Below are 21978 nucleotides of genomic sequence, written 5' to 3' on the forward strand. Positions count from 1 at the left end.
TCGTGTGCTTAGATTCTCGAGGACGACGATGCTCCTGGGGGGTGACATGCGGCTGCGTTCGGATCGATCGCGCGCTCTTCGTGGCGCCCTCGCGATGGTTGTGGCAGGTGCGGTCGCCATCGGGCTGACGGCCTGCTCCCCCGATGAGACGGTGCCGATCGACGTGCCCGCTCAGGTCGAGGGCTCGCTCCCCGACGAGATGGTCACCCAGCTTCAGGACGCGGTGACCTTCGCGATGGCCGCCACCGGGTCATCCGGCGCCGTCGTGGGCGTCTGGGCACCCTGGAGCGGATCGTGGGTGTCAGGGGTCGGGACCACCGCGCCCGGGGGCACGGAGACCTCCGCCGACAGTGCCTTCCGTGCCGGGCAGGTGACCCGTGCCATGACCTGCGATGCGGTCTATCTCGTCGCCGAGCGGGGATTGATCGACCTCGACGCGCCCATCACCGACTATGTCTCGGGCTTTGCCGGCCTCGCCGACATCACCGTGGAGCAGCTGTGCGACGGCACCTCGGGGCTGGGAGATTACGCACCGCGCCTGCAGAGCAGTTTCCTCACCACCCCCGACCGCATCTGGAACCCGCGGGAGCTCGCGGGGTACGGCGTCGGCACCACCGCCGACGTGACGCCCGGCGCCGCGTTCCGCGACTCCGACTCGGGATACCTGCTCGCCGGGCTCGTCCTCGAGCGTGTGACCGGTCGCTCCGCGGCCGAGGTGCTGCAGGACGAGGTCTTCGATCCGCTCGACCTGACCGGCACCCGCCTGCCGGGCGCGCTGGCCTCTGCGCCCGCAGCCGAGGGTCCCGTGCTCGACGGGCTCTGGTCGCCCGACGTCGAAGGCGGCGTCAACTGCGCGGAGCCCCTGAACATCACCGAGGCCTCGGCGAGCTTCGGCTGGACCGACGCCGGCGTCGTGACGACGATCGACGATCTCGGTCGTTACGCGCAGGGATTGGCCGCGAACGCCCTCGGGATCGACACCGACGAGCGCTACGACGCCCCGCTGCCCCCGTACGACGGGGCACCGTCGTGGCAGACTACCGCCGGCGGCGTCGTCCAGGCGGGGTCGATGATCGGCCAGTACGGCTCGACCCCCGGGTACATCACCGCCACGTTCGCCGACCCGCAGACCGGACTGACCGTCGCCGTCTCGCTGAACAACTCGCGCGCCGCCGACGGGATCGGGGCCTTCCTGGCCTGGCAGCTCGCGGCGATCGCCTCGAAGGCGCCCGCCGCGTCGGGGCAGACGGCACCCGAGGCGGGACTGCCCTGGACTCCCGAGCAGCAGCGCGACGCCATCGCCCAGAACGCGATCTGCCCCCTCCCGTGACCGCGCCGGTCTCGTGAGCACGCGGGCTCCGAGCCCCGCCGTCCTCCTCGTGGTGGCGGGCCTGGCCTGCCAGGAGGTGGGGGCCTCGATCGCGGTGCTGCTGTTCCCGCAGGTGGGTCCCCTCGGCATGGTGCTGCTGAGGCTGGCCTTCTCGGCCGTGCTGCTGCTGGCGGTCGCCCGCCCCGCGCTCCGCGGGCATTCGCGCGCGGCGTGGCGCGCCGTCATCCTGTTCGGGCTCGTGCTGGCCCTCATGAACGGGCTGTTCTACCTCGCCCTCGAACGCCTCGCCCTCGGGGTGACGGTCACGATCGAGGTGCTCGGCCCCCTGGTCCTGTCGATCGTCGCCTCCAAACGGGCCTCGGCGTGGCTGTGGGCGGTGCTGGCCTTCGCGGGGGTGGTCGCGCTCGGCGGCGGAGGATGGGATCGACTCGATCCCATCGGGGTGCTCTACGCGCTGGGCGCCGCGGCGAGCTGGGCGTTCTACATCCTCGCGTCGGCGCGCGTCGGACGGGAGTTCCGAGGACTCGACGGGCTCGCCATCGCCATGGCGGTCGGCGCAGTCGTGATGCTGCCGCTCGGGGTCTGGGATGCCGGGTCCGCGCTCCTCCGCTGGGATCTCCTGGCGCTGGGCGCGGCCGTGGCGGTGCTGTCGTCGACCATCCCCTACGCGCTCGAGCTCATCGCCCTCCGACGGCTTCCCGCGGCGGCCTTCGCCATCCTCATGAGCCTCGCCCCGGCCACCGCCGCCCTCGCCGGCTTCCTGCTGCTCGGCCAGGAGCTCGCCTGGCTCGAGCTCGTCGGCATCGCCCTCGTGATCGCGGCGAGCATCGGGGCGGTGCGCTCGTCGGCCCGCGCTGCGCGCAAGACCGCCGAGCCGTTGCCCTAGCGGCAGACCGACGCACGGGACGGACGCGGTTGCGGCCAGGCCGCACACTGTGTGCAATATGTCAGGTGCCGATCCCTCCCGCCTCCTCGTCGCTACCCCGCAGTCTGCTCCGCGATGACGTCTATCGGCGGCTGCGCGACGCGATCGTCGACGGCACCTTCGAACCCGGCGAGCAGCTGAAGGACGGCGACCTCGCTGCGTGGCTCGGCGTGAGCCGCACCCCGGTGCGCGAAGCGCTGCTGCGGCTCAGCGGCAGCGGCCTGGTCGTGTCGCAGCCGGGTCGCTCGACCACGGTGAGTCCCATCGAGGAGTCCGCGCTCCGCGACGCGCGCGACGTCGTCGCGGCCATGCATGAACTCGCCGTCCGCGAGACGGTGGGGCGGCTCACTCCTGCCGACATCGCACGCATGCGCGACGCCAATCGGCGTTTCACCGCCGCGGCCGAGCGCGGTGACGTCTCGGCAGCCCTCGACGCCGACGACGAGCTACACGCGGTCCCCATCGAGGTCCTCGGCAACGCCGCCGTCGTGACGGTGCTCGAGCAGTTCGGTCCGATCGTCCGCCGCGCCGAGCGCCTGCGCTTCGGCAGCGAGGCGCCGGCGGCCGCGGAGCGCCACGAGCGCTTCATCGCGCTGTGCGAGGAGCAGGATGCCGCCGCGGCGGCCGCCATGGCCTACGAGACGTGGCACACGCTGCCGGTCAGCGCACAGGCGCGTCCGTCGACGCGGAGAGATGCGGATCGGTGACGCCGTCGACGCACCGGTAGCGCTCGATGTCCCAGCCGGCCAGCGTCGCTCCGGCGAGGTAGGCCGTCTCGAAGAAGTTCAGGGCCGCCGCCCGGGGATCGCCGGTCGCGCGGGCCGCGCTCAGCGGGTAGATCGCCAGATGCGAGGAGCCTCGCGGCGCCCACTCCGCGCCCGCGGGCAGGGGTGTCGCCGCCAGACCCTCGGGTTCGGGCGAGGTGTAGGCGTAGAACGCGGGATAGGGCACCTGCGGGTCACCGAACCAGAAGCCGAAACTGGTCACCTCCCGGGAGTACGCCTCCCGCGTGACGGGGTCGGTCTCGGCGCCGTGCTCGACCGAGACGTCGGCGAAGCGGGTGAGGGCGATGTCGAAGGTGTGCCAGAAGTGATGGACCGGACTGGTCTTGCCCGAGAACCGCGCCGCGAACTCCTCCAGCGTGAGTCCAGCGTCGCTCAGCGTGCGGAAGTACCGGGTTGCCGCTGCCGGGTCGTAGTCGTCGTGCTCCGTGTCATCGGCGAAGCGGCGGGCGGCGTCGGGGAGATCGAAGGGCGCGGCCTCGCGGATGCCCGAGGTGTCGATGCCGAAGCCGTCGAGCACCCGTACGAGCTCGGCGTGGAACGTGGCGACGCTCCGGCCCGCGAGCCCGAAGGAGGCGCGGTCTCCCGAGGTGGTCGTGACGAGGGCCCGGTGGTCGAGGAAGTCGAGATCGACGGTGAAGGTGGGCTCCGTTCCCATCGGGCGTGTGGTGATCCCCGACGCCGTCAGGTGGAAGGGGACGTTCCACCAGTGATTGCGTCGGACGCTCAGCGCCAGCCGGAGCTTCCCGACGATCTGGGCGAAGCGGTGGACGGTCTCCCTGGTCGGAAGCCAGTCCTCGTACGGGAGGTCACTGTCGAACATGGCGAGCCTTCGGTGGAGGGGGTGACGGGAATCGAACCCGCGCTCTCAGCTTGGGAAGCTGATGTTCTGCCATTGAACTACACCCCCGGAGGGTGCGCCCGAAGCGCCTCGCAAGGATAACACCAGCGACAGCGATAGTCTGATCCGCGTGCTGCTGAGCGACCGCGACATCCGCTCCGAGATCGACGCCGAACGCATCGGTCTGGCGCCGTGGGATCCCGCGATGGTGCAGCCCTCGAGCGTCGATGTGCGACTGGACCGCTATTTCCGGCTCTTCGACAACCACAAGTACCCGTTCATCGACCCGGCGCTGGACCAGCCCGACCTCACCCATCTCATCGAGGTCGACCCGGCGGAGCCGTTCATCCTGCACCCGGGCGAGTTCGCACTCGGGGCGACGTTCGAGCAGGTGAGCCTGCCCGACGACATCGCCGCGCGCCTGGAGGGGAAGTCGTCGCTGGGGCGGCTGGGCCTTCTCACGCACTCCACGGCGGGCTTCATCGATCCGGGGTTCACCGGGCACGTCACGCTCGAGCTGTCGAACGTCGCGACCCTGCCGATCAAGCTGTGGCCGGGGATGAAGATCGGGCAGCTCTGCTTCTTCCGGCTCTCCTCGCCCACGGAGACGCCGTACGGTTCGGGCCCCTACGGCAACCGCTACCAGGGTCAGCGAGGCCCGACGGCGTCGCGCTCGCACCTGAACTTCCACGTGACCGATGTCGGCGCCACCGACGCCGGAGCCCGCGGCGCCTGAACGCCACGGGCTCGGCTGTCAACCCTTTGCCGCGAGGAGGCAGACGGACCACGCTGGAGGCATGCCCGCACTTGCCCTCATCCTCCTCATCGTCGGAATCGTCCTGCTGCTCCTCGGAGTGTTCGTCGAGGCGGTGAAGTTCCTGCTCTGGCTCGGGATCGTCCTGCTCGTGCTGGCCGTCATCGCCTACCTGATGCGCTTCATCCGCCGTCAGACCTGATCCGGCTGCGGTCAAACCGCGTCCGCATCGGGACGGGGGCCGGCGCCGCGGAAGCCGTGATGGGGATTGCCGCCGAAGCGGCGACCCGGGCCGTCCTTCTCGCCGGGGCGGGGTTCTCCCGGCGCGAAGGGCCGGAGGCCGAAGCGGTGACGCGGATGCCGCGGCGCGCCGCGCCACGGTCGAGGATCGTCCTCGGAGAATCCGAGTGCGCGCGCGATCGCCTCGAGGGAGGCGATCGTCGTGCGGTAGTCCTCGGGTGAGACGGCGTCGGCGACGCGCGTGCGGATGCCGGTGACGCTTTCGGCCAGGAGGTCGTGCCTGGCGCGGCCCTCTGCCGTCAAGACCCAGTCGTCGCCCTCTAGGGCGACGAGACCGCGGTCGGCGAGGTGCCGGAGCATCTTCGGCTTGCGGGCGAGACGGTCGCGGAATCCGCGTGCGTCGATCTCTCCTGCGAGCACGTTCAGCACCATCCATTCGCGCCGGTCGGCGTCGTGGGCGGCGAGCGCTGCGTCGACCTCTCGGGAGATCAGGGCATCGGTCGCGCGCAGCCAGAAGCCGAGCGGGCGGTCGGGTGTGTCCGGGGTGTCGGGTGATTCGGTGTTCATGGGGTGTCCTCTCACAGCGTCGCCGACGGCGACGCGTTTTGTATGTCATTGAGCATGTACATGCAGTGTGACATGTATCCGGAGTGCATGTCAAGAGGCATGTATTCTGACCGGGTGAGCGATCCGCCCTCCGACCCGTCGCCCGACCCCGCGGACCGGATCGCCGCGGCCGATCAGATCGCCGCAGCCCTCGCCCGGCTCCGACCTCGGCGTGGGGGACCGCCGTGGGCGGGGCGCGGCGACGCAGAAGCCGCCGGTCCGCGGCATCCCTGGTCCGAGCGGGGACCGCACGGCCACCGGCGCCCGCCGACGGCCGGCCAGGAGGGCACCTCCTCGCACTTCGGCGGGCCCGCGCGCCTGCGCCTCCTCGAGGCGCTGGTCGCGGCGACGCATCCGCTGAGTGTCGGCGAGATCGGCGAAGCGATCGGCGTGGACCAGCCCCGTGCGTCGCGCCTGGTGCAGCAGTGCGTGCAGCTCGATCTGGTGCGGCGCGAGGCCGACCCCGACGACGCCCGGCGTACCCGCGTCGCCCTGACCGATGCCGGCCGGCGGGTCGTGCGGGGCTTTCGTGGCGAGCGGCGCGAGGCGATCGCCCACGCGCTGGAGACGTTCACCGAGGCCGAGCGCGCCGAGCTCGCGCGCCTGCTCGCGAAGCTCGCCGACAACCTCAACGGCTGACTCCCGCCGCCTGTCAGCGTGGGGCGCGCACAGGCAGGAGCAGCAGGAGACCGACGAGCAGGACGAGCACGATCCCGAGGATGCCGAACGCGGTCACGCCTCCGATGATGATGAACACCGACCACATCGCCGACGCCATCCAGCTCGCCGCACGTCCCGTCGTGGCGTAGAGCCCGAAGATCTCGCCCTCTCGACCCGCCGGAGTGACGCGCGAGAGGAAGGATCGCGCGGCCGCCTGCGCGGGGCCGACGAACGCGCAGAGCACGAGACCGCCGATCCAGAAGACCGTGGTTCCGGCGTCGACGAGGAAGAACACGGCGAGCCCCGCGATCACCATGCCGCTCAGGGAGAAGACGATCACCGACTTCGGGCCGAAGCGGTCGTCGAAGCGGCCGGCGATGATGGTCGACACCCCCGCGATGAGGTTCGCGGCGACGCCGAAGATCACGAGGTCGAGGAACTCGAAACCGAACACCTGCGCGGCGATGACGGCCCCGAACGCGAAGACGCCGCCCAGTCCGTCGCGGAAGACCGCGCTGGCGAGAAGGAACCAGAAGGTCTGGCGGGTCCCCGGATTCCGGTACAGGCCGATGACGTCTCGGATCAGCAGACCGTACGCGGCGAAGAATCCCACCTTCCGCTCGGGGCGACCCACGGAGGGCTCGGGAACGGCGAGGAAGATCGGGATCGAGAAAACGAGCGCCCAGATCGCGCACCCCACGGCGATGATCCGGAACGGCAGGCCGTCGGCGTCGGAGATGCCGAACCAGTCCGCGCTGTAGAACACGACCACCAGTACCAGGGCGATGATGCCGCCGAGGTAGCCGAAGCCCCATCCGAGCCCGGACACCCGGCCGATCGTCTTGCGGTTGGCGATGCCGATGAGCATCGCATTGGAGTTCACCGCCGCGATCTCGCCGAACACCGTGCCGGCGGAGATGAGCGCGACGCCCAGCCAGAAGTACGCCGGCGCAGGCTCGACGAACCACAGCCCGAACATGCAGAGGATGAGCGCGCCGGTGCCGATTCCGAGCCACAGTTTCTGGCGTCCGCGGGCGTCGGCCTGCTGCCCGAGGATCGGGGCGATCGCGAGGATCAGGAGCCCCGCGATCGTGCCACCCCAGCCGAGCCCGACCGCGAGGTCGGCGAGGGCGGCCTCCTTCGCCGGCGCATCGTCCGGGAGCGACGCGACATCGGTCGGCAGGAAGGCGTCGGTCGTCAGGTACAGGGCGGTGAAGATGAAGGTGAGGATGACCGTGTTGAACGGCTGCGTCGCCCAGTCCCACAGCGCCCACGCGTAGATCTGACGCCGCGGCGCGGAGGTGTCTTCCCGCAGATCCAGCCCCATCACGGGGATGGCGGCGCTGTCGGCGGTGGCGGGCGGCACGCCCTCGGCGGGTGCGGTCATGTCCGTCACGCTAGGGCCCTTCCGTGAACGGGGGAAGAAGCGAAACCGTCACGACGCGCCAGTCTGAAGTTGAGCCGATACATATCAAGTTCATTTGACGCCGATCGCCCCGCCGCGTAGTCTTGAGTCATTGCGGCTCAACCCCTCGGCGCGCTCGGGGACCGCCCGCAAGAAGACTTCATGACAACGCCCCGGGTCGAGGCTCTCGGCCCCGTGAAAAGGAGAAACACACATGGCACGTGCTGTTGGTATCGACCTCGGAACGACGAACTCCGTCGTCGCGGTGCTGGAGGGCGGCGAGCCCAAGGTGATCGCGAACGCCGAGGGCTTCCGCACCACCCCCTCGGTGGTCGCCTACACCAAGGACGGCGAGATCCTCGTCGGCGAGACCGCCAAGCGTCAGGCGGTCACCAACGTCGACCGCACCGTCTCGAGCGTCAAGCGTCACATGGGCACGAACTGGACCTTCGAGGTCGACGGCAAGAAGTGGACGCCGCAGGAGATCTCGGCCCGCATCCTGCAGAAGCTCAAGCGCGACGCCGAGCAGTACCTCGGCGACACCGTGACCGACGCGGTCATCACGGTGCCGGCGTACTTCAACGACGCCGAGCGCCAGGCCACCAAGGAGGCCGGTGAGATCGCGGGCCTGAACGTGCTGCGCATCATCAACGAGCCCACCGCCGCGGCCCTCGCGTACGGCCTGGACAAGGGCAGGGAGGACGAGCTCATCCTCGTCTTCGACCTCGGTGGCGGTACCTTCGACGTCTCCCTCCTCGAGGTGGGCAAGGACGACGACTTCTCCACCATCCAGGTGCGCTCCACCGCCGGTGACAACCGCCTCGGCGGCGACGACTGGGACCAGCGTCTGGTCGAGTACTTCATCAAGCAGTTCAAGGACACCACCGGCGTCGACGTCTCGGGCGACAAGATCGCCCTGCAGCGCCTCAAGGAGGCCGCCGAGCAGGCGAAGAAGGAGCTGTCGTCCTCGACCAGCACCTCGGTCAACCTCCCCTACCTGTCGCTGACCGACTCGGGCCCCGTCTCACTGTCGGAGACGATCACCCGCGCGAAGTTCGAGGACCTCACCAAGGACCTCCTCGACCGCACCAAGAAGCCGTTCGAGGACGTCATCCGGGAGGCCGGCATCAAGGTCGCCGACATCGCCCACGTCGTGCTCGTCGGCGGCTCGACCCGTATGCCCGCCGTGTCGGAGCTCGTCCAGCGCGAGGCCGGCAAGGAGCCCAACAAGGGCGTGAACCCCGATGAGGTCGTCGCCGTCGGTGCCGCCCTCCAGGCCGGTGTGCTGAAGGGCGAGCGCAAGGACGTCCTGCTCATTGACGTCACCCCGCTGAGCCTCGGCATCGAGACCAAGGGCGGCATCATGACCAAGCTCATCGAGCGCAACACCGCCATCCCCACCAAGCGGAGCGAGACCTTCACGACCGCCGACGACAACCAGCCGTCGGTCGCGATCCAGGTCTTCCAGGGCGAGCGCGAGTTCACCCGCGACAACAAGCCGCTCGGCACGTTCGAGCTCACCGGCATCGCGCCGGCTCCCCGCGGCATCCCGCAGATCGAGGTCACCTTCGACATCGACGCCAACGGCATCGTGCACGTCTCGGCGAAGGACAAGGGCACCGGCAAGGAGCAGTCGATGACGATCACCGGTGGCTCGTCGCTGCCGAAGGACGACATCGAGCGCATGGTGCGCGAGGCCGAGGAGCACGCGGCGGAGGACAAGAAGCGCCGTGAGGCCGCGGAGGTCCGGAACCAGGCTGAGACCCTCGCCTACTCGGTCGACAAGCTCATCAAGGACAACGACGACAAGCTGCCTGCCGACGTCAAGGAGTCGGTCCAGGCCGACGTCGATGCGCTGAAGACCGCGCTCGCCGGTGACGACGACGACGCGGTGAAGTCGGCGTTCGAGAAGCTGTCGCAGTCGCAGGGCAAGATCGGCGAGGCGATCTACTCGGCGAATCAGGCCGCGCCGCAGGCCGACGGCGCCCCCGCCGGTGGCGAGGGTGCGCCCGCAGGTGACCAGCCCTCGAACGATGAGGACGTGGTCGACGCCGAGGTCATCGACGACGAGGAAGACAAGAAGTAACCATGGCGAAAGACAAGGACGACCCCACTGTTCCCGGGCCTGACCCCGAGGACGGTTCGGCGCCCGAGTCGGCAGACGCCTCACCGAACGCGTCGGCGGACGCGGCGAGCGCAGAGGACGGCGACTTCACCGTCGACGACATCCTCAGCGCCGCCCAGTCCGCCGACGCGGCGGCAGCGGATGACACCGACGCCGTCGCCGACCGCGTCGAGGCTCTGGAGTCGCAGCTTCTCACCGACCTCAAGCGCCTGCAGGCGGAGTACGCCAACTACCGCCGCCGCACCGAGGACCAGCGCGAGATCGAGATCGAGCGTGCCAAGGGGGCGGCCGCCAAGGGCCTCATCCCCGTGCTCGACGACCTCGACCGCGCCGCCAAGCACGGCGATCTCGTCGAGGGCACGCCCTTCGCCGCCATCGCCGACAAGGTGCGGGCTGTCGTCGAGCGCATGGGCGTGGAGGCATACGGCGCCGCCGGCGAGACCTTCGATCCGCAGCAGCACGAGGCCATCTTCCAGCAGCCGACCCCCGGCGCGACCGAAGCGACCATCCTCGAAGTGGTCGAGACGGGCTACCGGCTGGGGTCGACCGAGCTGCGTCCGGCGAAGGTCGTCGTCGCGGTGCCGGCAGAGTAGGCCGGAGACGCCATGGCCAGCCAGGACTGGTTCGAGAAGGACTTCTACAAGGTGCTGGGGGTCTCCAAGGAGGTCTCCGACGCCGATCTGAAGAAGACCTACCGCAAGCTCGCGCGGCAGTATCACCCCGACTCCAAACCGGGGGATGCTGCGGCCGAGGCGAAGTTCAAAGAGATCAGCGAAGCGTACGCGGTGCTCTCCGACCCCGAGCAGCGTGCCGAGTACGACCAGATCCGCGCCATGGGCTCGGGCGCCCGCTTCACTGCGGGCGGCCCGGGCGCCGGCGGGTTCGAAGACGTCTTCAGCGCGTTCGGTCAGAGCCGTGGAGGTGGGCGCTACGAATCCGCCGACTTCGACGACATCTTCGCGATGTTCAACCAGCAGCAGGGCGGAAGCTTCGGCTCGGGTCGGTTCGGGCAGCCCACCGGCGGCTTCCGCGGCTTCGGCGGCCCGACCCGCGGGGCCGATGTCACGGCGCGCACGACCATCGACTTCGTCACCGCCACGAAGGGCGAGACCATCACCCTCCAGGGCGAGGACGGCAAGCCGTTCAAGGTGAAGATCCCGGCCGGCGTCGCCGACGGGCAGCGCATCCGCCTCCGCGGCCGCGGCCGTCCCTCGCCCGACGGCGGGGAGAGCGGCGACATCGTGGTGCAGGTGACGGTGCGACCCCACCCGGTGTTCACCCGCGAGGGACTGAATCTGCGCGTCGTCGTCCCGGTGACCTTCACCGAGGCGGCTCTCGGCGCCACGATCGAGGTCCCCACGCTCGGCGGCGACCCGGTGAAGCTGCGCGTTGCGCCGGGCACCCCCTCGGGACGCGTGCTGCGCGTCAAGGGACGCGGTGTGGCGACGCAGAAGGGCACCGGCGACCTCCTCGCCGAGGTGCAGGTGGTCGTGCCCTCGCACCTCGAGGGCGCCGCGCGCGAAGCGCTCGAGCGCTTCCACGAGGTGGAGCCGAAGGAGAACCCGCGGGCGGACCTCATGGCCAAGGCGCGCGGCTGACACGGGAGGGACGGATGACGGACCACGTCGACATCGACGGTGACGCGCCGATCTTCGCGATCGCCGCGGCAGCGGAGCTGTCGGGCATGCACCCGCAGACGCTGCGCCAGTACGACCGGCTCGGTCTCGTCGTCCCCGCCCGCACGCAGGGCGGTTCCCGCCGCTACTCCCTCCGCCACGTCGAGCAGCTGCGCGAGGTCGCGCGACTGTCGGCTGACGGCATGAGCCTTCCCGCGATCGCGCGGCTCATCTCCCTCGAGCAGCGGGTGCACGACCTCACCCGTCGTGTGCGCGACCTCGAGCAGCAACTCGAGATCGAGCGCCAGTCACGCCCCGGCGCTCGGGTCTTCGCGGCGGGCGCCACCGGCTCGGTCGTTACCCTGAGGCATGGCACGCGCGTGCGTCGCGCCACCGAGCTGGTGGTCTGGCGCCCGCGTCATCCGCTCTCTCCCGGCGCTCAGGACGAATCGGCCTAGCCGACACGCGCGAGGGTGCCGCCGAGTCGCGGGCGTGAGTGCGCGCCTTCTAGGCTGAGGCCCGCGCCGAGATCGATCTCGGCGTTCGTCCTGTCCTCACACGCCACGAAAGTCCCATGGATACCTCACGCATCACCAACCGCCTCCTCACCGCCGGCGTCGTCGGCACCCTCGCCGTCGCTCTCGCCGGATGCGTGAGCTTCACCGCTCCCTCCACCGTGGAGCGCGACGCCGATTCGCAGGAGGTCGTCGAGGGCGGGAACGCCGACGTGTTCGCCATCGCTGTGGGGGACTGCTTCACCGAGGTGACCGAGACCGAGATCAATCAGCTGCCCGTGGTCCCCTGCGGGGAGTCGCACGACTACGAGGTCTTCCATCTCTTCGACATGCCCGATGGTGAGTGGCCGGGCGCCGAAGCCGTCGATGCGGCCGCAGAGGAAGGGTGTCTGTCTGCGTTCGAGCCGTTCGTCGGGATCGCCTACGAGGAGTCGGTGTTCATCGCAGACTCGATCGACCCGTCCGAGCAGTCGTGGGGCGACGGCGATCGCGAGATCATCTGCATCCTGTCCGACCCGTCGGGTCCGACCGAGGGATCGGCCGAGGGCACCGCGCGCTGATCGGGCGGGCCGTGCCCACTCAGCCCTCGCTCCCGCGGTGGCGGCGGAACGCCTCCCAGTCCTGGTACGACAGGTCGGCGTAGGCGTACGCCCACTCGACGACGGCGTCCTCGAACCGCCGCCCGCCCCCGACATACCCGGCCGCGGTGGCACCCGTCGGCGATTGCCCGTGGGCGCGCGCCAGCGTCGCCGCACACGCCATCGCGTACCAGCGGAACGGCTTGTCCTGCATCGCCTCGGCGTCGAAGCCGCCCTTCATGTCGTGGAACTGCCGCACGTAGAAGTCGCGCCGCGCGCCGGACGGCGAACGGCGGATATGACCGAGGAATGGGTCTGACACCGCCTGCAGGATGCGCTGGAGCGCGACGACCCGCCCTCCGTTGCCGTAGGTCTCGATGAAGGTCGCGACCGCCTCGGGCTGCGTCACATGCCCGTACTGGACGAGCACGCTCTCGCCGGCCTCCTTGCCCTGGAGGAGGAGGACATCGCCGTCACCGTCCTGGAGCGCGATCAGCAGACAGCGTGTGCCGACGCTGCCGACGCCGACCACCCGAGCCGAGACGTCGGCCATCACGTACTTCTGCAGCAGAACCCGGATGTCGACGTTGACCGACAGGCGGTACTCGTCGAGGACACGCCAGGCCCGCTCCTCGTCGGCGGGCGTGAGGTGGGTCATCACGGGGGGATCGTCCAGGAGCGTCACCCGGCCGTGGTCGTCGGTCGTCGTCAGCTTCCGCGCGGCGCGCGAGCCGGTGCGCTTCTGCGCGGACCGCACCGCGCGCTCGACGACCGCCGCGGTCTCCGAGTCGGTCGAAAGGCGGGCTCCGAGCGCGTCGAAGCGGTCGAAGTACCGCTCGAGCGGCGACCGCTTGGCGGCCGTGCGGAGTCCACGCTGATACGTGCGGACGGCCTGCCTCGCGGCATCCTCGACGACGGTGTCGTCGCGCGAGGTCGCACGGCCGGCGATGACGACGCTGGTGACGAGCCGCTTGAGATCCCACTCGAAGGGGGCCCAGGCCGACTCGTCGAAATCGTTCAGATCGAACACGAGCGTGCGCTGCGGCGACCCGTACAGACCGAAGTTCGACAGGTGCGCGTCGCCGCAGGAGGCGACGAGGATGTTCGTGCTCGGGCAGCGCGACAGGTCGTCGGCCATGATGGCGGCGCTTCCCCGGTAGAACGCGAAGGGGCTCGCTCCCATGCGGGCCGTGCGCAGCGGCACGAGCTCCGGCACGCGATCGACGTCTTGGGCGTCGAGGACGGCCATCGGGTCTCGGCCCGTGGTCACGAGCTGGGAGAGCGCGGCGCGGGGCATCCGACCCCGCTCGATCTTGCCCTCCGCCGTGTGGGCGGACAGGCCGGGGGGTGGCATCCATGGATCTCGAGGCACGGTGGCTCCTCTCACCCGGCGGCATCGTCGCCTGATCCGACGGTACGGGATAGGGTCGCACGCCGCCAGCACCGGCGTGCGCTCCCGGCCGGGGCCGACCGCCGCCGATACTGTCGTGCCGTGAGCGTCACATCGGCCGGCGGACCCGCGACCAGGGGGTTGACCGCCGATCAATGGCAGAGACTCACCTATTGGCCGTTGATCATCACGTCGCTGGTCTTCATCGTCGTGTACTCGTGGCAGGTGATCGCCGACCTGCAGGGGCCGGCGTACGCCGTCGCCCGGGTCGTCATCGGGGTCACCTGGGTCGTCTTCGCGGTCGATTACATCGTCCGGCTGGCCCTGGCGGATCCGCGCGGGAAGTGGTTCCGGGGACACCTGTTCGACCTCGCCGTCGTGGCGATCCCGGCGCTCCGGCCGTTGCGCCTGCTTCGCGCGCTGACCGTCGTGAAGGCGCTCCAGCGCACGGCAGGGTCCGCCATCCGCAACCGGGTGGCGATCTACGGCGCCGGGGCGGCGGCGATCCTCATCTGGATCGCCGCGCTCGCCGTCCTCGAGGCCGAGCGCGGCGCCCCCGGCGCCAACATCGAGAACTTCGGTGACGCGGTCTGGTGGGCCTTCGTCACCATCACCACCGTCGGGTACGGCGACTTCTACCCCGTCACCTGGTGGGGCCGCGTCGTGGCGGTGCTGCTGATGTGCGGCGGGATCGCGGTGGTCGGCGTCGTGACGGCGACGGTGTCGTCGTGGGTGATCGAGCGCGCGGCGGCGACCGTCGGCGACGACACCGAGCCCGCCACGCGAGGGCAGGTGCGCGAGCTCGCTCACCAGCTGGCGGCCGTGAGCGCCAAGCTCGGCGACCCGCCCGCCCGATGACCCGCGCACCTACGCTGGGTCGATGGCCCCCGTCCTCGTCCTCATCGACATCCAGCGCGACTACTTCCCCGGCGGACGCTTCCCCCTGGTGGATCCGGATGCAGCAGCCGAGCGTGCCGCGGAACTGCTGGCGGCCTTCCGCGCGGCCGGGCTCCCGATCGTGCACGTGCGCCACGAGTCATCCGGTTCGGGGAGCTTCCTCGAGGCCGGGACGCCGGGAGCCGAGATCGACCCGCGGGTCGCCCCCGAGGGCGACGAGACGGTCGTCGTCAAGCACCACCCGAACGCGTTCTTCGGGGGTCTCCTCGGCGAGGCGCTCGCCGCCCACACCGGCGCTCCGCTCGTCGTCGCCGGGATGATGACGAGCATGTGCGTCGACGCCAGCGTCCGCGCGGCATCCGACTTTGGATGGGCGGTGACGGTCGCCGCCGATGCCTGCGCCGCGCCCGACCTCGCCTTCGGCGGGGTCGCCGTCGGCGGCGCCGACGTGCACGCGGCCTTCCTCGCCGCGATCGCGAGCGCGTACGCGCGGGTCGAACCGGTCGCCGAGGTGGTCGCGGCGCTTCGCGCCCGCGCCTGACCGGCGCGCGCCGGCCCGCGGCGCCACCGCGCCCCCCGCTCGCCGCGCCCCACGCGCCGCGGCGCCACCCCCGCTCGCCGCGCCCCCCGCGCATCCCGCGACCCGCGCTCACCTCCCTTCCCCGCGACCCGTCGATTCCTGCGGGTGCTGCGCTCATCGGGCCTTACTTCTTGACGGGTCGCGTTCGCGCCGCGCTTGACCGGCCCGCGCTCACCCGCCCCCCCGGCGCCGCGGCGCCACCCCCGCTCCCCGCGCCCTACGCGCATCCCGCGACCTGCTCTCACCTCCCTTCCCCGCGACCCGTCGATTCCTGCGGGTGCTGCGCTCATCGGGCCGCACTTCTTGACGGGTCGCGTTGGCACCGCGCTCCCGCGCCTTGCCCCCGCGCCGCGCTCCCGCGCATCCCCCGTGAGCACCCCTCGTGTGCGACCCGTCGATTTCTGCGGCCTGCTTGGTGGCTGAGCCGCAGAACGTGACGGGTCACGCAGCCCCGCCAGGTGCTCGTCGACTCCTGCACAGAGAGGCGAATCGGCGGGCTGTCCACCGACACGGTTCGACGCGTCATCCCGACATCCAGGCAGCGGGATGCTGGGGCGATGCGGCATCCGAAACCTCTGCCCTCAGCTCTCGTCGGCAGACCGTTCTCGGTGGCCGAGGCGCTTCGCGAGGGAGCGTCGCCGGGTCGACTTCGTGCGCGCGACCTCGACGCGCCGTTCCCGGGCGTGCGTACCGTCGCCCGCGGAGAATCGTCGTTCGTCGAGCGCGTGCGAGCGGTGGCGCCGAGGCTCCGCGACGGCGACGCGGTGAGCCACCTCGCTGCGCTCGCACTCGTCGGAGCCGATGCGATCGGCGGCCGGTCCGCGGTGGTGGACGTCTGCTCTCGGGCACCTCTCGCCCGTATGCGGGCACGTGGCGTGCGCGGACATCAGATCACCGAAGGATCCGTCCGCATCGGCGCCGTGGCCGGCGTGCCCGCGGTGCACCCCGTCGACGCCTGGTGTCAGCTCGCCTCGGACCACTCCGTACGAGAGCTCGTCATCGTCGGCGATGCGCTGGTCCGCCGCCAGAACCCGATCGCTGATCGGGAGGAACTTCGGCGTGCCGCTGCGCAGTGGAGCGGTCGACGCGGTGCGAAGCGGCTGAGGGAGGCCGAGGCGCTGGTGCGCCAGGGCACCGACTCTCCACGCGAGACCCGGCTGCGCCTCGACGCCGCGGGGCACGGACTGCCGGAACCGGAGGTGAATCACCCCGTCTACGACGAAACCGGCCGGCTCGTCGCGATCCTCGACCTGGCTTACCCGGAGTACCGCGTCGGGCTGGAATACGACGGCGACCACCACCGCACCGACGACGGGCAGTACTACCGCGACATCGAGCGACTCGACGCCCTCGCGCGGCTCGGTTGGCGTCACATCCGCGTGACGAGAGAGCATCGTGGCATCCGGCTGAGCCTCGTGCTGAGCCGAGTGTCCGACGCTCTCCTGGATCGCGGATGGCGGCCCGGGTGACCGGCTGCGCGACTGGTCAGGGATCGTCGGTCAGGCGGGAGTGTCCCGGGTGACGGACTGCGCGACTGGTCAGGAATCGTCGGTCGGGCGGGGGGTGGCCCGCAGGAATCGACGGGTCGCGGGCGCGGGCGGGTGGGCCTGCGGGCAGGTGCGGGCGCGGGCGGGGGTCTGGCCGATGGGCGCGGAGGCGCGGAGGCGGGTGGGCGCGGGCGCGCGCGGGGGGTGGGCGTGGAGCCGAGCGGCGCGCGACCCGTCGAGAATCGTGGGCCCGCGCGCGCGTGGGCCGCAGGAATCGACGGGTCGAGCGCCCGTAGGGCGGGCGCGGGCGGCGACGGCGCCGGCGACGGCGACGGCGACGCGCGCCGCCCGTCAGGCGCGCGGCTCGATGCGCAGAACCTCGGGAGAGCCGTCGATCGTGAGGTCATCGATGACACGGATGCTGCGGGCCACCTCATCCACGAAAGGGATCACCGTCCCCACGCGCTCCCGGTCCGAGCACACCGCCGTCAACGTGACCAGGTGGGTGCCGGTGTCCCACGTGTAGGTGGCGAACGGGGGAGTGCGCGGCTCGGGCGGAAGCGCCATCACCAGCCGCTCACCGACACCCAGGTGGGGGTTGGGGAACGACTCGGTGTCGTCGTACTCGATCGGCATCATCGCCCGGGCCGTGCGCAGCTGCGGGGTGAGCTCCTGCAGCTGCGCCATGAGGACGACGAGCTCGGGATCGGCCTTCCACACCCAGATCAGAACCCGGCCGTCGGCGCGGCGCATCAGCAGCGGTGCCGCCTGGCTCATCATCCAGGCCATTCCGCGGCTCCCGGGCCGCTCCTCGGCGCCCATCGCCCGATTGGCCTGGCCCAGCAGCATCCGGATCGCCGCCTTGCGATGGCGACGCCCGCGGAATCCGAGCGAACCGGTGACGGGAACCCAGCGGTCGGGGGAGGCATCGGCCTGGAGTCGAGGCATGCCCCCAGGGTAGGTGCGCGGCCTGCGCAAATCCTCGACGCACGCACCGCACGAGCCCCACTCCCGGGGGAACGCCCCGCCTCGATTAGAGTGGGACCGCCGCGCGACCCTGCGCGGCGCCATCCTCCGCCGCAGAGAACAGGCACACCTCCCGTGACCACCCCCGCGACGCCCGATGACCCCACACGCTCCGACGCCGTGAAGCGACCGCTCCGGGTCCTCATCGGCTGCGACACCTTCGCTCCCGACATCAACGGTGCCGCCCGGTTCGCCGAGCGCCTGGCCGCCGGCCTCGTGGCCCGCGGCCACGACGTGCACGTGATCGCCCCCAACAGCGCCTACCGGAGGAGCCCCGCCCACACCGAGGTGATCGAAGGCGAGCCGATGATGATGCATCGCCTGCCCTCGGTGCGCTGGCCTCCGCACGACTGGCTGCGCTTCGTCTGGCCGTGGCGGTCGAAGCACTACGCCCGACAGGTGCTTGACGAGGTCAAGCCCGACGTGGTCCACATCCAGTCGCACATCGTGATCGGCCGCGGGCTGTCGCGCGAGGCGCGCAAGCGCGGTATCCCGATCATCGCCACCAACCACGTGATGGCCGAGAACATTCTCGACTTCACCACGCTCCCCGACGCCATGAACAGGGTGGTGCTCAAGCTCGCGTGGGCCGACGCGCGGCGGACGTTCCAGATGACCCGCGCGGTCACGACCCCCACCCGTCGCGCCGCCGACTTCCTCGAGTCGACGATCGAGATCCAGAACGTCATCCCGATCAGCTGCGGCATCGACCGGTCGAATTACGCCCCCGACCTCACGCCGCGCGACCGCCACCGCGTGCTCTTCGTCGGTCGCCTCACGAGCGAGAAGCACATCGACGTGCTGCTGAACGCGGTCGCGACGCTCGACCCGGCCCTCGATGTCTCGGTGGACATCGTCGGCGGCGGCGATCAGCGCAAGAACCTCGAGAACCTCACCGCGCAGCTCGGGCTCACCGATCGCGTCACCTTCCACGGTCACGCCTCGGAGGAGGACCTGCGGGCCATCTATTCGCGTGCGAGCGTCTTCGCGATCGCCTCGATCGCCGAGCTTCAGTCGATCGCCACGATGGAGGCGATGGCCTCGGGCTTGCCGATCGTCGCGGCCAACGCCGTCGCGCTCCCGCACCTCGTGCACGACGGGGAGAACGGCTACCTGTTCGAGCCGGGGAACGTCGCCGAGATGGCCGACCGGCTCACGGCCGTCCTCACCGCCACCCCCGAGGAGCGGCAGCGGATGCAGCAGGCCTCGCTCGACGGGGTGCTCGTCCACGACATCGGCCGCACCCTCGACACCTTCGAGGCCCTGTACCGCGGCGAGCCCATCCCCCAGTGAGGCGCCCCGCGTGCATATCGTGATGTTCGGCGACCAGCACGTCGAGTCCTCCGGCGGCGCGCAGGTGTCGATGAGGCTGCAGCGCCGATTCCTCGAGCGCGCCGGGCACACGGTGACCATCGTCCAGCCGCGCCTGCATGCCCGCAGGGTCGATGACCCCGCCTCCCTCGACCTGCCGTCGGTGCCGGTGACGCTCGATCGCGAGTACGGGATGACACTTCCCACGCGGGCCGCCGACCGCGCCGTCGATGCCGGGATGGCCGGGCGCCCGCCGGTCGACGTGGTGCACGTCCAGGGTGACTTCTGGGGGGCGATCCTCGGCCACCGGTTCGCCGCCCGTCACGCGCTGCCGCTTGTGCACACCATGCACAACCGGGTCGATGTGGGCATCGAGGCGACGACGCCCTTCCCCCGCCTGGCGTTGCGCGCGCTCAATGCGTGGGCGAGCGGGGCGATCCTCCCGCGCGAGCCGAGGGAACCCGGGACGGATGGGTGGGCCTACCTCCGCCGGTTCGCCGCGCGCGCCGCGGCGGTGACCGCCCCGTCGTCCCACTTCGCCCATCGCCTGATGGCCCATCACGTCCGTCCCGGCGGTGCACCCGAGCGCCACGTCGACGTCGTGTGGAACGGCATCGATGACGAGATGCTGGATGCCGCGAGCGCCGCCGGCCCGCCGCGGCCGGCGCATCCGCGACCCCGTCTGGTGTGGGTCGGCAGGATGAGTCCTGAGAAGCGCCTGCTGCCCTTCCTCGACGCGCTCGCCGACTCCGGCGTCGCCGCCGACGTCACCGTGATCGGCGGCGGAGGTCAGGCCCGAGCGGCGCAGCGGCTCGTGGCGCGGCGCCGACCGGCGGCGCGGGTGACCTTCGCCGGGCGGCTTCCCTACGCCGAGACCCTCCGGCGCCTCGCCGCCGCCGACGCCGTGGTGCAGAGCTCGATCGGCTTCGAGACGCAGGGGATGACGGTGTTCGAAGCGGCGTCGCTGGGGACCCCGGCGATCGCGGCCGACCCCGACATCGCCGACGAGCTCGGCGACGGGGTGTGGCGCGTCGGAGCCGAGCCGGATGCGTTCGCGCTGACACTCCGCGATGCCGTCGCCGACATCGCCGCCGGCCGCGCGCCGCGACCGCAGCCCGAGATCGCCCAGACCTTCCGGCAATCGTCGCGGACCGCGGCGATGGTGGCGGTCTACGAGCGGGTCAGGCGGCGCTGAGGATCAGCGGGTAGAGCACGTTCCACAGCACCGCGCTCAGCAGGGCGAAGCCGCCGGCGCCGAGCGCGACCGCCGCGAGGACGGGCGACCGGTCGCGCCGGAAGAGGCCGATCAGACCCAGGACGACGGTGACGAGGGCCACGAGCCCCTCGACGATGCCGAGGACACCAGTGATCGGGCCGAACAGATCGTAGGTCTGCGAGAGCAGGATGCCCACCTGGACGAAGACCTGCAGCACGAGGAGCAGCACGAGGACGGCGGCCGAGATGATGGCGGCGAGTCCCCACGGATTCCTCCCGCCGCGGGTGCCGCCGGGTGCCGGAGCGACGCCGGCGGGCGCGTACCCGGGCGGCGGGGCGAAGGCGCCGGCAGGTGCGGCGGGCGCGGTGCCCGGCGCCGGTGTGGGCTCGGAGGGAGTGGGGTAGGACACGGCGACCTCATCTCATCGAGGTACCGAGTCTAGGGTCAGGGCAGCCGGGCGCGGTCGGTCGGCACGCGGCGGTAGCCGTCGCGGTGCACGGCGATCGCGGAAGCGACGATGCCCCACACCGAGGCGGCGGCGAGAAGGATCAGGAGTGTCATGGCAGAAAAGCTACGCCTGGCGCCATCCTGCCAAAAGTGGCAGAATAGACACCATCCGAATGATTTCTGCCATACCGTGAGGGTGGTACGGGAGGGACCTGCATGAAGACCGTTGCCTGCATCGTCACCGACGGGTTCGCCCCGTTCGAATTCGGCGTCGCCTGCGAGGCGTTCGGACTGGATCGCTCGGCGGACGGTGTGCCGAACTTCGACTTCCGTGTCGTGACACCCGATCCGGGTCCCGTGCCGTCGAAGCTCGGCTTCTCGATCAACGTCGACGCCGACCTGGGTTTCGCCGACGAGGCCGATCTCGTGGTGGTCTCGCCCACGCCGCACGAGTACTGGGGCGCCCCCGACCCGCGCGTGATCGAGGTGATCCGCCGTGCGGTCGATCGCGGCGCATGGGTGCTCAGCGTCTGCAGCGGCTCGTTCGTGCTCGGCGCCGCGGGCGTGCTCGATGGACGACGGGCGACGACCCATTGGATGTACGCGGCGACGATGGCCGAGATGTTCCCCGCCATCGATGTCGACCCCGACGTGCTCTACGTCCAGGACGGCCGGATCATCACCAGCGCCGGCACGGCCGCGGGTATCGACGCATGCCTGCACCTGCTACGTCAGGAGCTCGGCGCCGAGCTGACCAACAAGATCGCCCGGCGCATGGTCGTCCCCCCGCAGCGCGACGGCGGTCAGGCCCAGTTCATCGACAAGCCGCTGCCGGTCTCGACGTCGCAGTCGCTCGCACCGGTGACCGACTGGATGCTCGACAACCTCCGCAGCGACCTCACCGTGGAGCAGCTCGCCGCGAAGGCCCACATGTCGCCGCGTACATTCGCGCGGCGCTTCAAAGCCGACCACGGCGCCACCCCGGCGGCGTGGCTCGCCCGGCAGCGTCTCATCCACGCCCAGCGGCTGCTGGAGACCACCGACCTCGGCCTGGATCGCATCGCCTGGGAGAGCGGCTTCGGATCGGCCGCCGTCCTGCGACAGAACTTCGCCCGCACCCTGGGGATCACCCCGACCGCCTACCGTGATCGGTTCTGCTGCATTCGAGAGAGCTCGACCACGAAAGAGACGGATGCCGCGGCGCACGTCGTCGCCGCGGCATCCGTCCTTCAGCCCGTGGGTTGAGG

The 21978-nt window shown here is 70.9% G+C and carries 23 protein-coding genes and 1 tRNA gene; 17 read left to right on the top strand and 7 right to left on the bottom strand.

Annotated elements, in window-relative coordinates; genetic code table 11:
- The first annotated feature begins 28 nt into the window (after positions 1–28).
- The 3 genes from FBY40_RS03250 (at position 29) to FBY40_RS03260 (ending at position 2962) form a co-directional block, all read left to right on the top strand.
- A complete protein-coding gene (locus FBY40_RS03250; RefSeq protein WP_235014513.1) occupies positions 29–1330 on the top strand; it encodes a serine hydrolase domain-containing protein in 1302 nt (433 codons plus the stop codon).
- 13 nt (positions 1331–1343) lie between these two features.
- Positions 1344–2216, top strand: coding sequence for an EamA family transporter (locus tag FBY40_RS03255; protein WP_141936356.1), 873 nt, complete (start codon positions 1344–1346; stop codon positions 2214–2216).
- A 65-nt stretch (positions 2217–2281) separates the two neighbouring features.
- A complete protein-coding gene (locus FBY40_RS03260) occupies positions 2282–2962 on the top strand; it encodes a GntR family transcriptional regulator (protein WP_141936358.1) in 681 nt (226 codons plus the stop codon).
- Here the strand turns inward: FBY40_RS03260 and FBY40_RS03265 are convergent.
- Together FBY40_RS03265 and FBY40_RS03270 are read right to left on the bottom strand one after the other, a co-directional pair.
- Positions 2916–3860: a DUF5996 family protein gene (locus tag FBY40_RS03265; RefSeq protein ID WP_141936359.1), complete on the bottom strand. Its 945-nt coding sequence runs from the start codon at positions 3858–3860 to the stop codon at positions 2916–2918. The genes FBY40_RS03260 and FBY40_RS03265 overlap by 47 nt on opposite strands.
- 13 nt (positions 3861–3873) lie before the next feature.
- Positions 3874–3947, bottom strand: a tRNA-Gly gene (locus FBY40_RS03270).
- Positions 3948–4008: 61 nt separating this feature from the next.
- Here FBY40_RS03270 and dcd point away from each other — a divergent pair.
- Together dcd and FBY40_RS17420 are read left to right on the top strand one after the other, a co-directional pair.
- Entirely contained in the window at positions 4009–4614 is a 606-nt protein-coding gene (gene dcd, locus FBY40_RS03275) for a dCTP deaminase (RefSeq protein WP_124291891.1), read from the top strand.
- A gap of 61 nt (positions 4615–4675) precedes the next feature.
- Positions 4676–4834, top strand: coding sequence for a hypothetical protein (locus FBY40_RS17420; RefSeq protein WP_164478128.1), 159 nt, complete (start codon positions 4676–4678; stop codon positions 4832–4834).
- A gap of 11 nt (positions 4835–4845) precedes the next feature.
- On the opposite strand, the gene FBY40_RS03280 is transcribed toward FBY40_RS17420, so the two are convergent.
- Positions 4846–5439: a hypothetical protein gene (locus tag FBY40_RS03280; RefSeq protein ID WP_141936360.1), complete on the bottom strand. Its 594-nt coding sequence runs from the start codon at positions 5437–5439 to the stop codon at positions 4846–4848.
- 114 nt (positions 5440–5553) lie between these two features.
- On the opposite strand from FBY40_RS03280, the gene FBY40_RS17530 reads away from it, so the two are divergent.
- Positions 5554–6117, top strand: a complete 564-nt coding sequence (locus FBY40_RS17530; protein WP_235014515.1) for a MarR family winged helix-turn-helix transcriptional regulator — start codon at positions 5554–5556, stop codon at positions 6115–6117.
- A 13-nt stretch (positions 6118–6130) separates the two neighbouring features.
- Here the strand turns inward: FBY40_RS17530 and FBY40_RS03290 are convergent, their stop codons facing one another.
- Positions 6131–7525 carry an MFS transporter gene (locus FBY40_RS03290; RefSeq protein WP_141936362.1) on the bottom strand — a complete coding sequence of 465 codons (1395 nt, stop codon included), beginning with the start codon at positions 7523–7525 and terminating at the stop codon, positions 6131–6133.
- 232 nt (positions 7526–7757) lie between these two features.
- Between FBY40_RS03290 and dnaK the strand changes: the two genes are divergently transcribed.
- The 5 genes from dnaK (at position 7758) to FBY40_RS03315 (ending at position 12359) form a co-directional block, all read left to right on the top strand.
- Positions 7758–9629: a molecular chaperone DnaK gene (gene dnaK / locus FBY40_RS03295; RefSeq protein WP_141936363.1), complete on the top strand. Its 1872-nt coding sequence runs from the start codon at positions 7758–7760 to the stop codon at positions 9627–9629.
- A gap of 2 nt (positions 9630–9631) precedes the next feature.
- Positions 9632–10261, top strand: a complete 630-nt coding sequence (locus FBY40_RS03300) for a nucleotide exchange factor GrpE (protein WP_141936365.1) — start codon at positions 9632–9634, stop codon at positions 10259–10261.
- 12 nt (positions 10262–10273) lie between these two features.
- Positions 10274–11266 (top strand): DnaJ C-terminal domain-containing protein, encoded by a 993-nt coding sequence (locus FBY40_RS03305; RefSeq protein WP_141936366.1) that lies wholly within the window; start codon positions 10274–10276, stop codon positions 11264–11266.
- 14 nt (positions 11267–11280) lie between these two features.
- On the top strand, positions 11281–11742 hold the full coding sequence (locus FBY40_RS03310; protein ID WP_141936367.1) for a heat shock protein transcriptional repressor HspR: 462 nt from the start codon (positions 11281–11283) through the stop codon (positions 11740–11742).
- A gap of 116 nt (positions 11743–11858) precedes the next feature.
- Positions 11859–12359 carry a septum formation family protein gene (locus FBY40_RS03315; RefSeq protein ID WP_141936369.1) on the top strand — a complete coding sequence of 167 codons (501 nt, stop codon included), beginning with the start codon at positions 11859–11861 and terminating at the stop codon, positions 12357–12359.
- A gap of 19 nt (positions 12360–12378) precedes the next feature.
- Here FBY40_RS03315 and FBY40_RS03320 read toward each other — a convergent pair whose 3' ends face one another.
- The gene (locus FBY40_RS03320; protein WP_141939992.1) at positions 12379–13731 is read right to left on the bottom strand and encodes a DUF2252 domain-containing protein; all 1353 of its coding nucleotides are present in this window, start codon (positions 13729–13731) and stop codon (positions 12379–12381) included.
- A 138-nt stretch (positions 13732–13869) separates the two neighbouring features.
- On the opposite strand from FBY40_RS03320, the gene FBY40_RS03325 reads away from it, so the two are divergent.
- From FBY40_RS03325 to FBY40_RS03335, 3 genes are all read left to right on the top strand, one after another.
- Positions 13870–14625 carry a potassium channel family protein gene (locus FBY40_RS03325; protein WP_141936370.1) on the top strand — a complete coding sequence of 252 codons (756 nt, stop codon included), beginning with the start codon at positions 13870–13872 and terminating at the stop codon, positions 14623–14625.
- 22 nt (positions 14626–14647) lie between these two features.
- The gene (locus FBY40_RS03330) at positions 14648–15205 is read left to right on the top strand and encodes a cysteine hydrolase family protein (protein ID WP_141936372.1); all 558 of its coding nucleotides are present in this window, start codon (positions 14648–14650) and stop codon (positions 15203–15205) included.
- A gap of 596 nt (positions 15206–15801) precedes the next feature.
- The gene (locus FBY40_RS03335; protein WP_141936373.1) at positions 15802–16713 is read left to right on the top strand and encodes a hypothetical protein; all 912 of its coding nucleotides are present in this window, start codon (positions 15802–15804) and stop codon (positions 16711–16713) included.
- 369 nt (positions 16714–17082) lie between these two features.
- Here FBY40_RS03335 and FBY40_RS03340 read toward each other — a convergent pair whose 3' ends face one another.
- Positions 17083–17679 carry a hypothetical protein gene (locus FBY40_RS03340; RefSeq protein WP_141936374.1) on the bottom strand — a complete coding sequence of 199 codons (597 nt, stop codon included), beginning with the start codon at positions 17677–17679 and terminating at the stop codon, positions 17083–17085.
- 153 nt (positions 17680–17832) lie between these two features.
- On the opposite strand from FBY40_RS03340, the gene FBY40_RS03345 reads away from it, so the two are divergent.
- Positions 17833–19050 (top strand): glycosyltransferase, encoded by a 1218-nt coding sequence (locus FBY40_RS03345; RefSeq protein ID WP_235014517.1) that lies wholly within the window; start codon positions 17833–17835, stop codon positions 19048–19050.
- A 10-nt stretch (positions 19051–19060) separates the two neighbouring features.
- The gene (locus FBY40_RS03350; RefSeq protein ID WP_141936377.1) at positions 19061–20263 is read left to right on the top strand and encodes a glycosyltransferase; all 1203 of its coding nucleotides are present in this window, start codon (positions 19061–19063) and stop codon (positions 20261–20263) included.
- Here FBY40_RS03350 and FBY40_RS03355 read toward each other — a convergent pair.
- Positions 20250–20693, bottom strand: coding sequence for a hypothetical protein (locus tag FBY40_RS03355; RefSeq protein WP_141936379.1), 444 nt, complete (start codon positions 20691–20693; stop codon positions 20250–20252). The two genes, FBY40_RS03350 and FBY40_RS03355, sit on opposite strands and share 14 nt — an antisense overlap.
- Positions 20694–20947: 254 nt before the next feature.
- Here FBY40_RS03355 and FBY40_RS03360 point away from each other — a divergent pair, with 254 nt between their 5' ends.
- Positions 20948–21976 carry a GlxA family transcriptional regulator gene (locus FBY40_RS03360; protein WP_141936380.1) on the top strand — a complete coding sequence of 343 codons (1029 nt, stop codon included), beginning with the start codon at positions 20948–20950 and terminating at the stop codon, positions 21974–21976.
- Positions 21977–21978 lie beyond the last annotated feature (2 nt).

The organism is Microbacterium sp. SLBN-154, assembly GCF_006715565.1.
Classification (GTDB): domain Bacteria; phylum Actinomycetota; class Actinomycetes; order Actinomycetales; family Microbacteriaceae; genus Microbacterium.

Excerpts from the sequence above, each read along its gene's own strand:
- FBY40_RS03250 (WP_235014513.1), top strand. The coding sequence starts at position 29 with ATGCTCCTGGGGGGTGACATGCGGCTGCGTTCGGATCGATCGCGCGCT.
- FBY40_RS03310 (WP_141936367.1), top strand. The coding sequence starts at position 11,281 with ATGACGGACCACGTCGACATCGACGGTGACGCGCCGATCTTCGCGATC.
- FBY40_RS03290 (WP_141936362.1), bottom strand. The coding sequence starts at position 7,525 with ATGACCGCACCCGCCGAGGGCGTGCCGCCCGCCACCGCCGACAGCGCC.
- FBY40_RS17420 (WP_164478128.1), top strand. The coding sequence starts at position 4,676 with ATGCCCGCACTTGCCCTCATCCTCCTCATCGTCGGAATCGTCCTGCTG.
- FBY40_RS03300 (WP_141936365.1), top strand. The coding sequence starts at position 9,632 with ATGGCGAAAGACAAGGACGACCCCACTGTTCCCGGGCCTGACCCCGAG.
- FBY40_RS03305 (WP_141936366.1), top strand. The coding sequence starts at position 10,274 with ATGGCCAGCCAGGACTGGTTCGAGAAGGACTTCTACAAGGTGCTGGGG.
- FBY40_RS03330 (WP_141936372.1), top strand. The coding sequence starts at position 14,648 with ATGGCCCCCGTCCTCGTCCTCATCGACATCCAGCGCGACTACTTCCCC.
- FBY40_RS03360 (WP_141936380.1), top strand. The coding sequence starts at position 20,948 with ATGAAGACCGTTGCCTGCATCGTCACCGACGGGTTCGCCCCGTTCGAA.
- FBY40_RS03335 (WP_141936373.1), top strand. The coding sequence starts at position 15,802 with ATGCGGCATCCGAAACCTCTGCCCTCAGCTCTCGTCGGCAGACCGTTC.
- FBY40_RS03340 (WP_141936374.1), bottom strand. The coding sequence starts at position 17,679 with ATGCCTCGACTCCAGGCCGATGCCTCCCCCGACCGCTGGGTTCCCGTC.
- FBY40_RS03280 (WP_141936360.1), bottom strand. The coding sequence starts at position 5,439 with ATGAACACCGAATCACCCGACACCCCGGACACACCCGACCGCCCGCTC.
- FBY40_RS03315 (WP_141936369.1), top strand. The coding sequence starts at position 11,859 with ATGGATACCTCACGCATCACCAACCGCCTCCTCACCGCCGGCGTCGTC.
- FBY40_RS03265 (WP_141936359.1), bottom strand. The coding sequence starts at position 3,860 with ATGTTCGACAGTGACCTCCCGTACGAGGACTGGCTTCCGACCAGGGAG.
- dnaK (WP_141936363.1), top strand. The coding sequence starts at position 7,758 with ATGGCACGTGCTGTTGGTATCGACCTCGGAACGACGAACTCCGTCGTC.
- FBY40_RS03320 (WP_141939992.1), bottom strand. The coding sequence starts at position 13,731 with ATGCCACCCCCCGGCCTGTCCGCCCACACGGCGGAGGGCAAGATCGAG.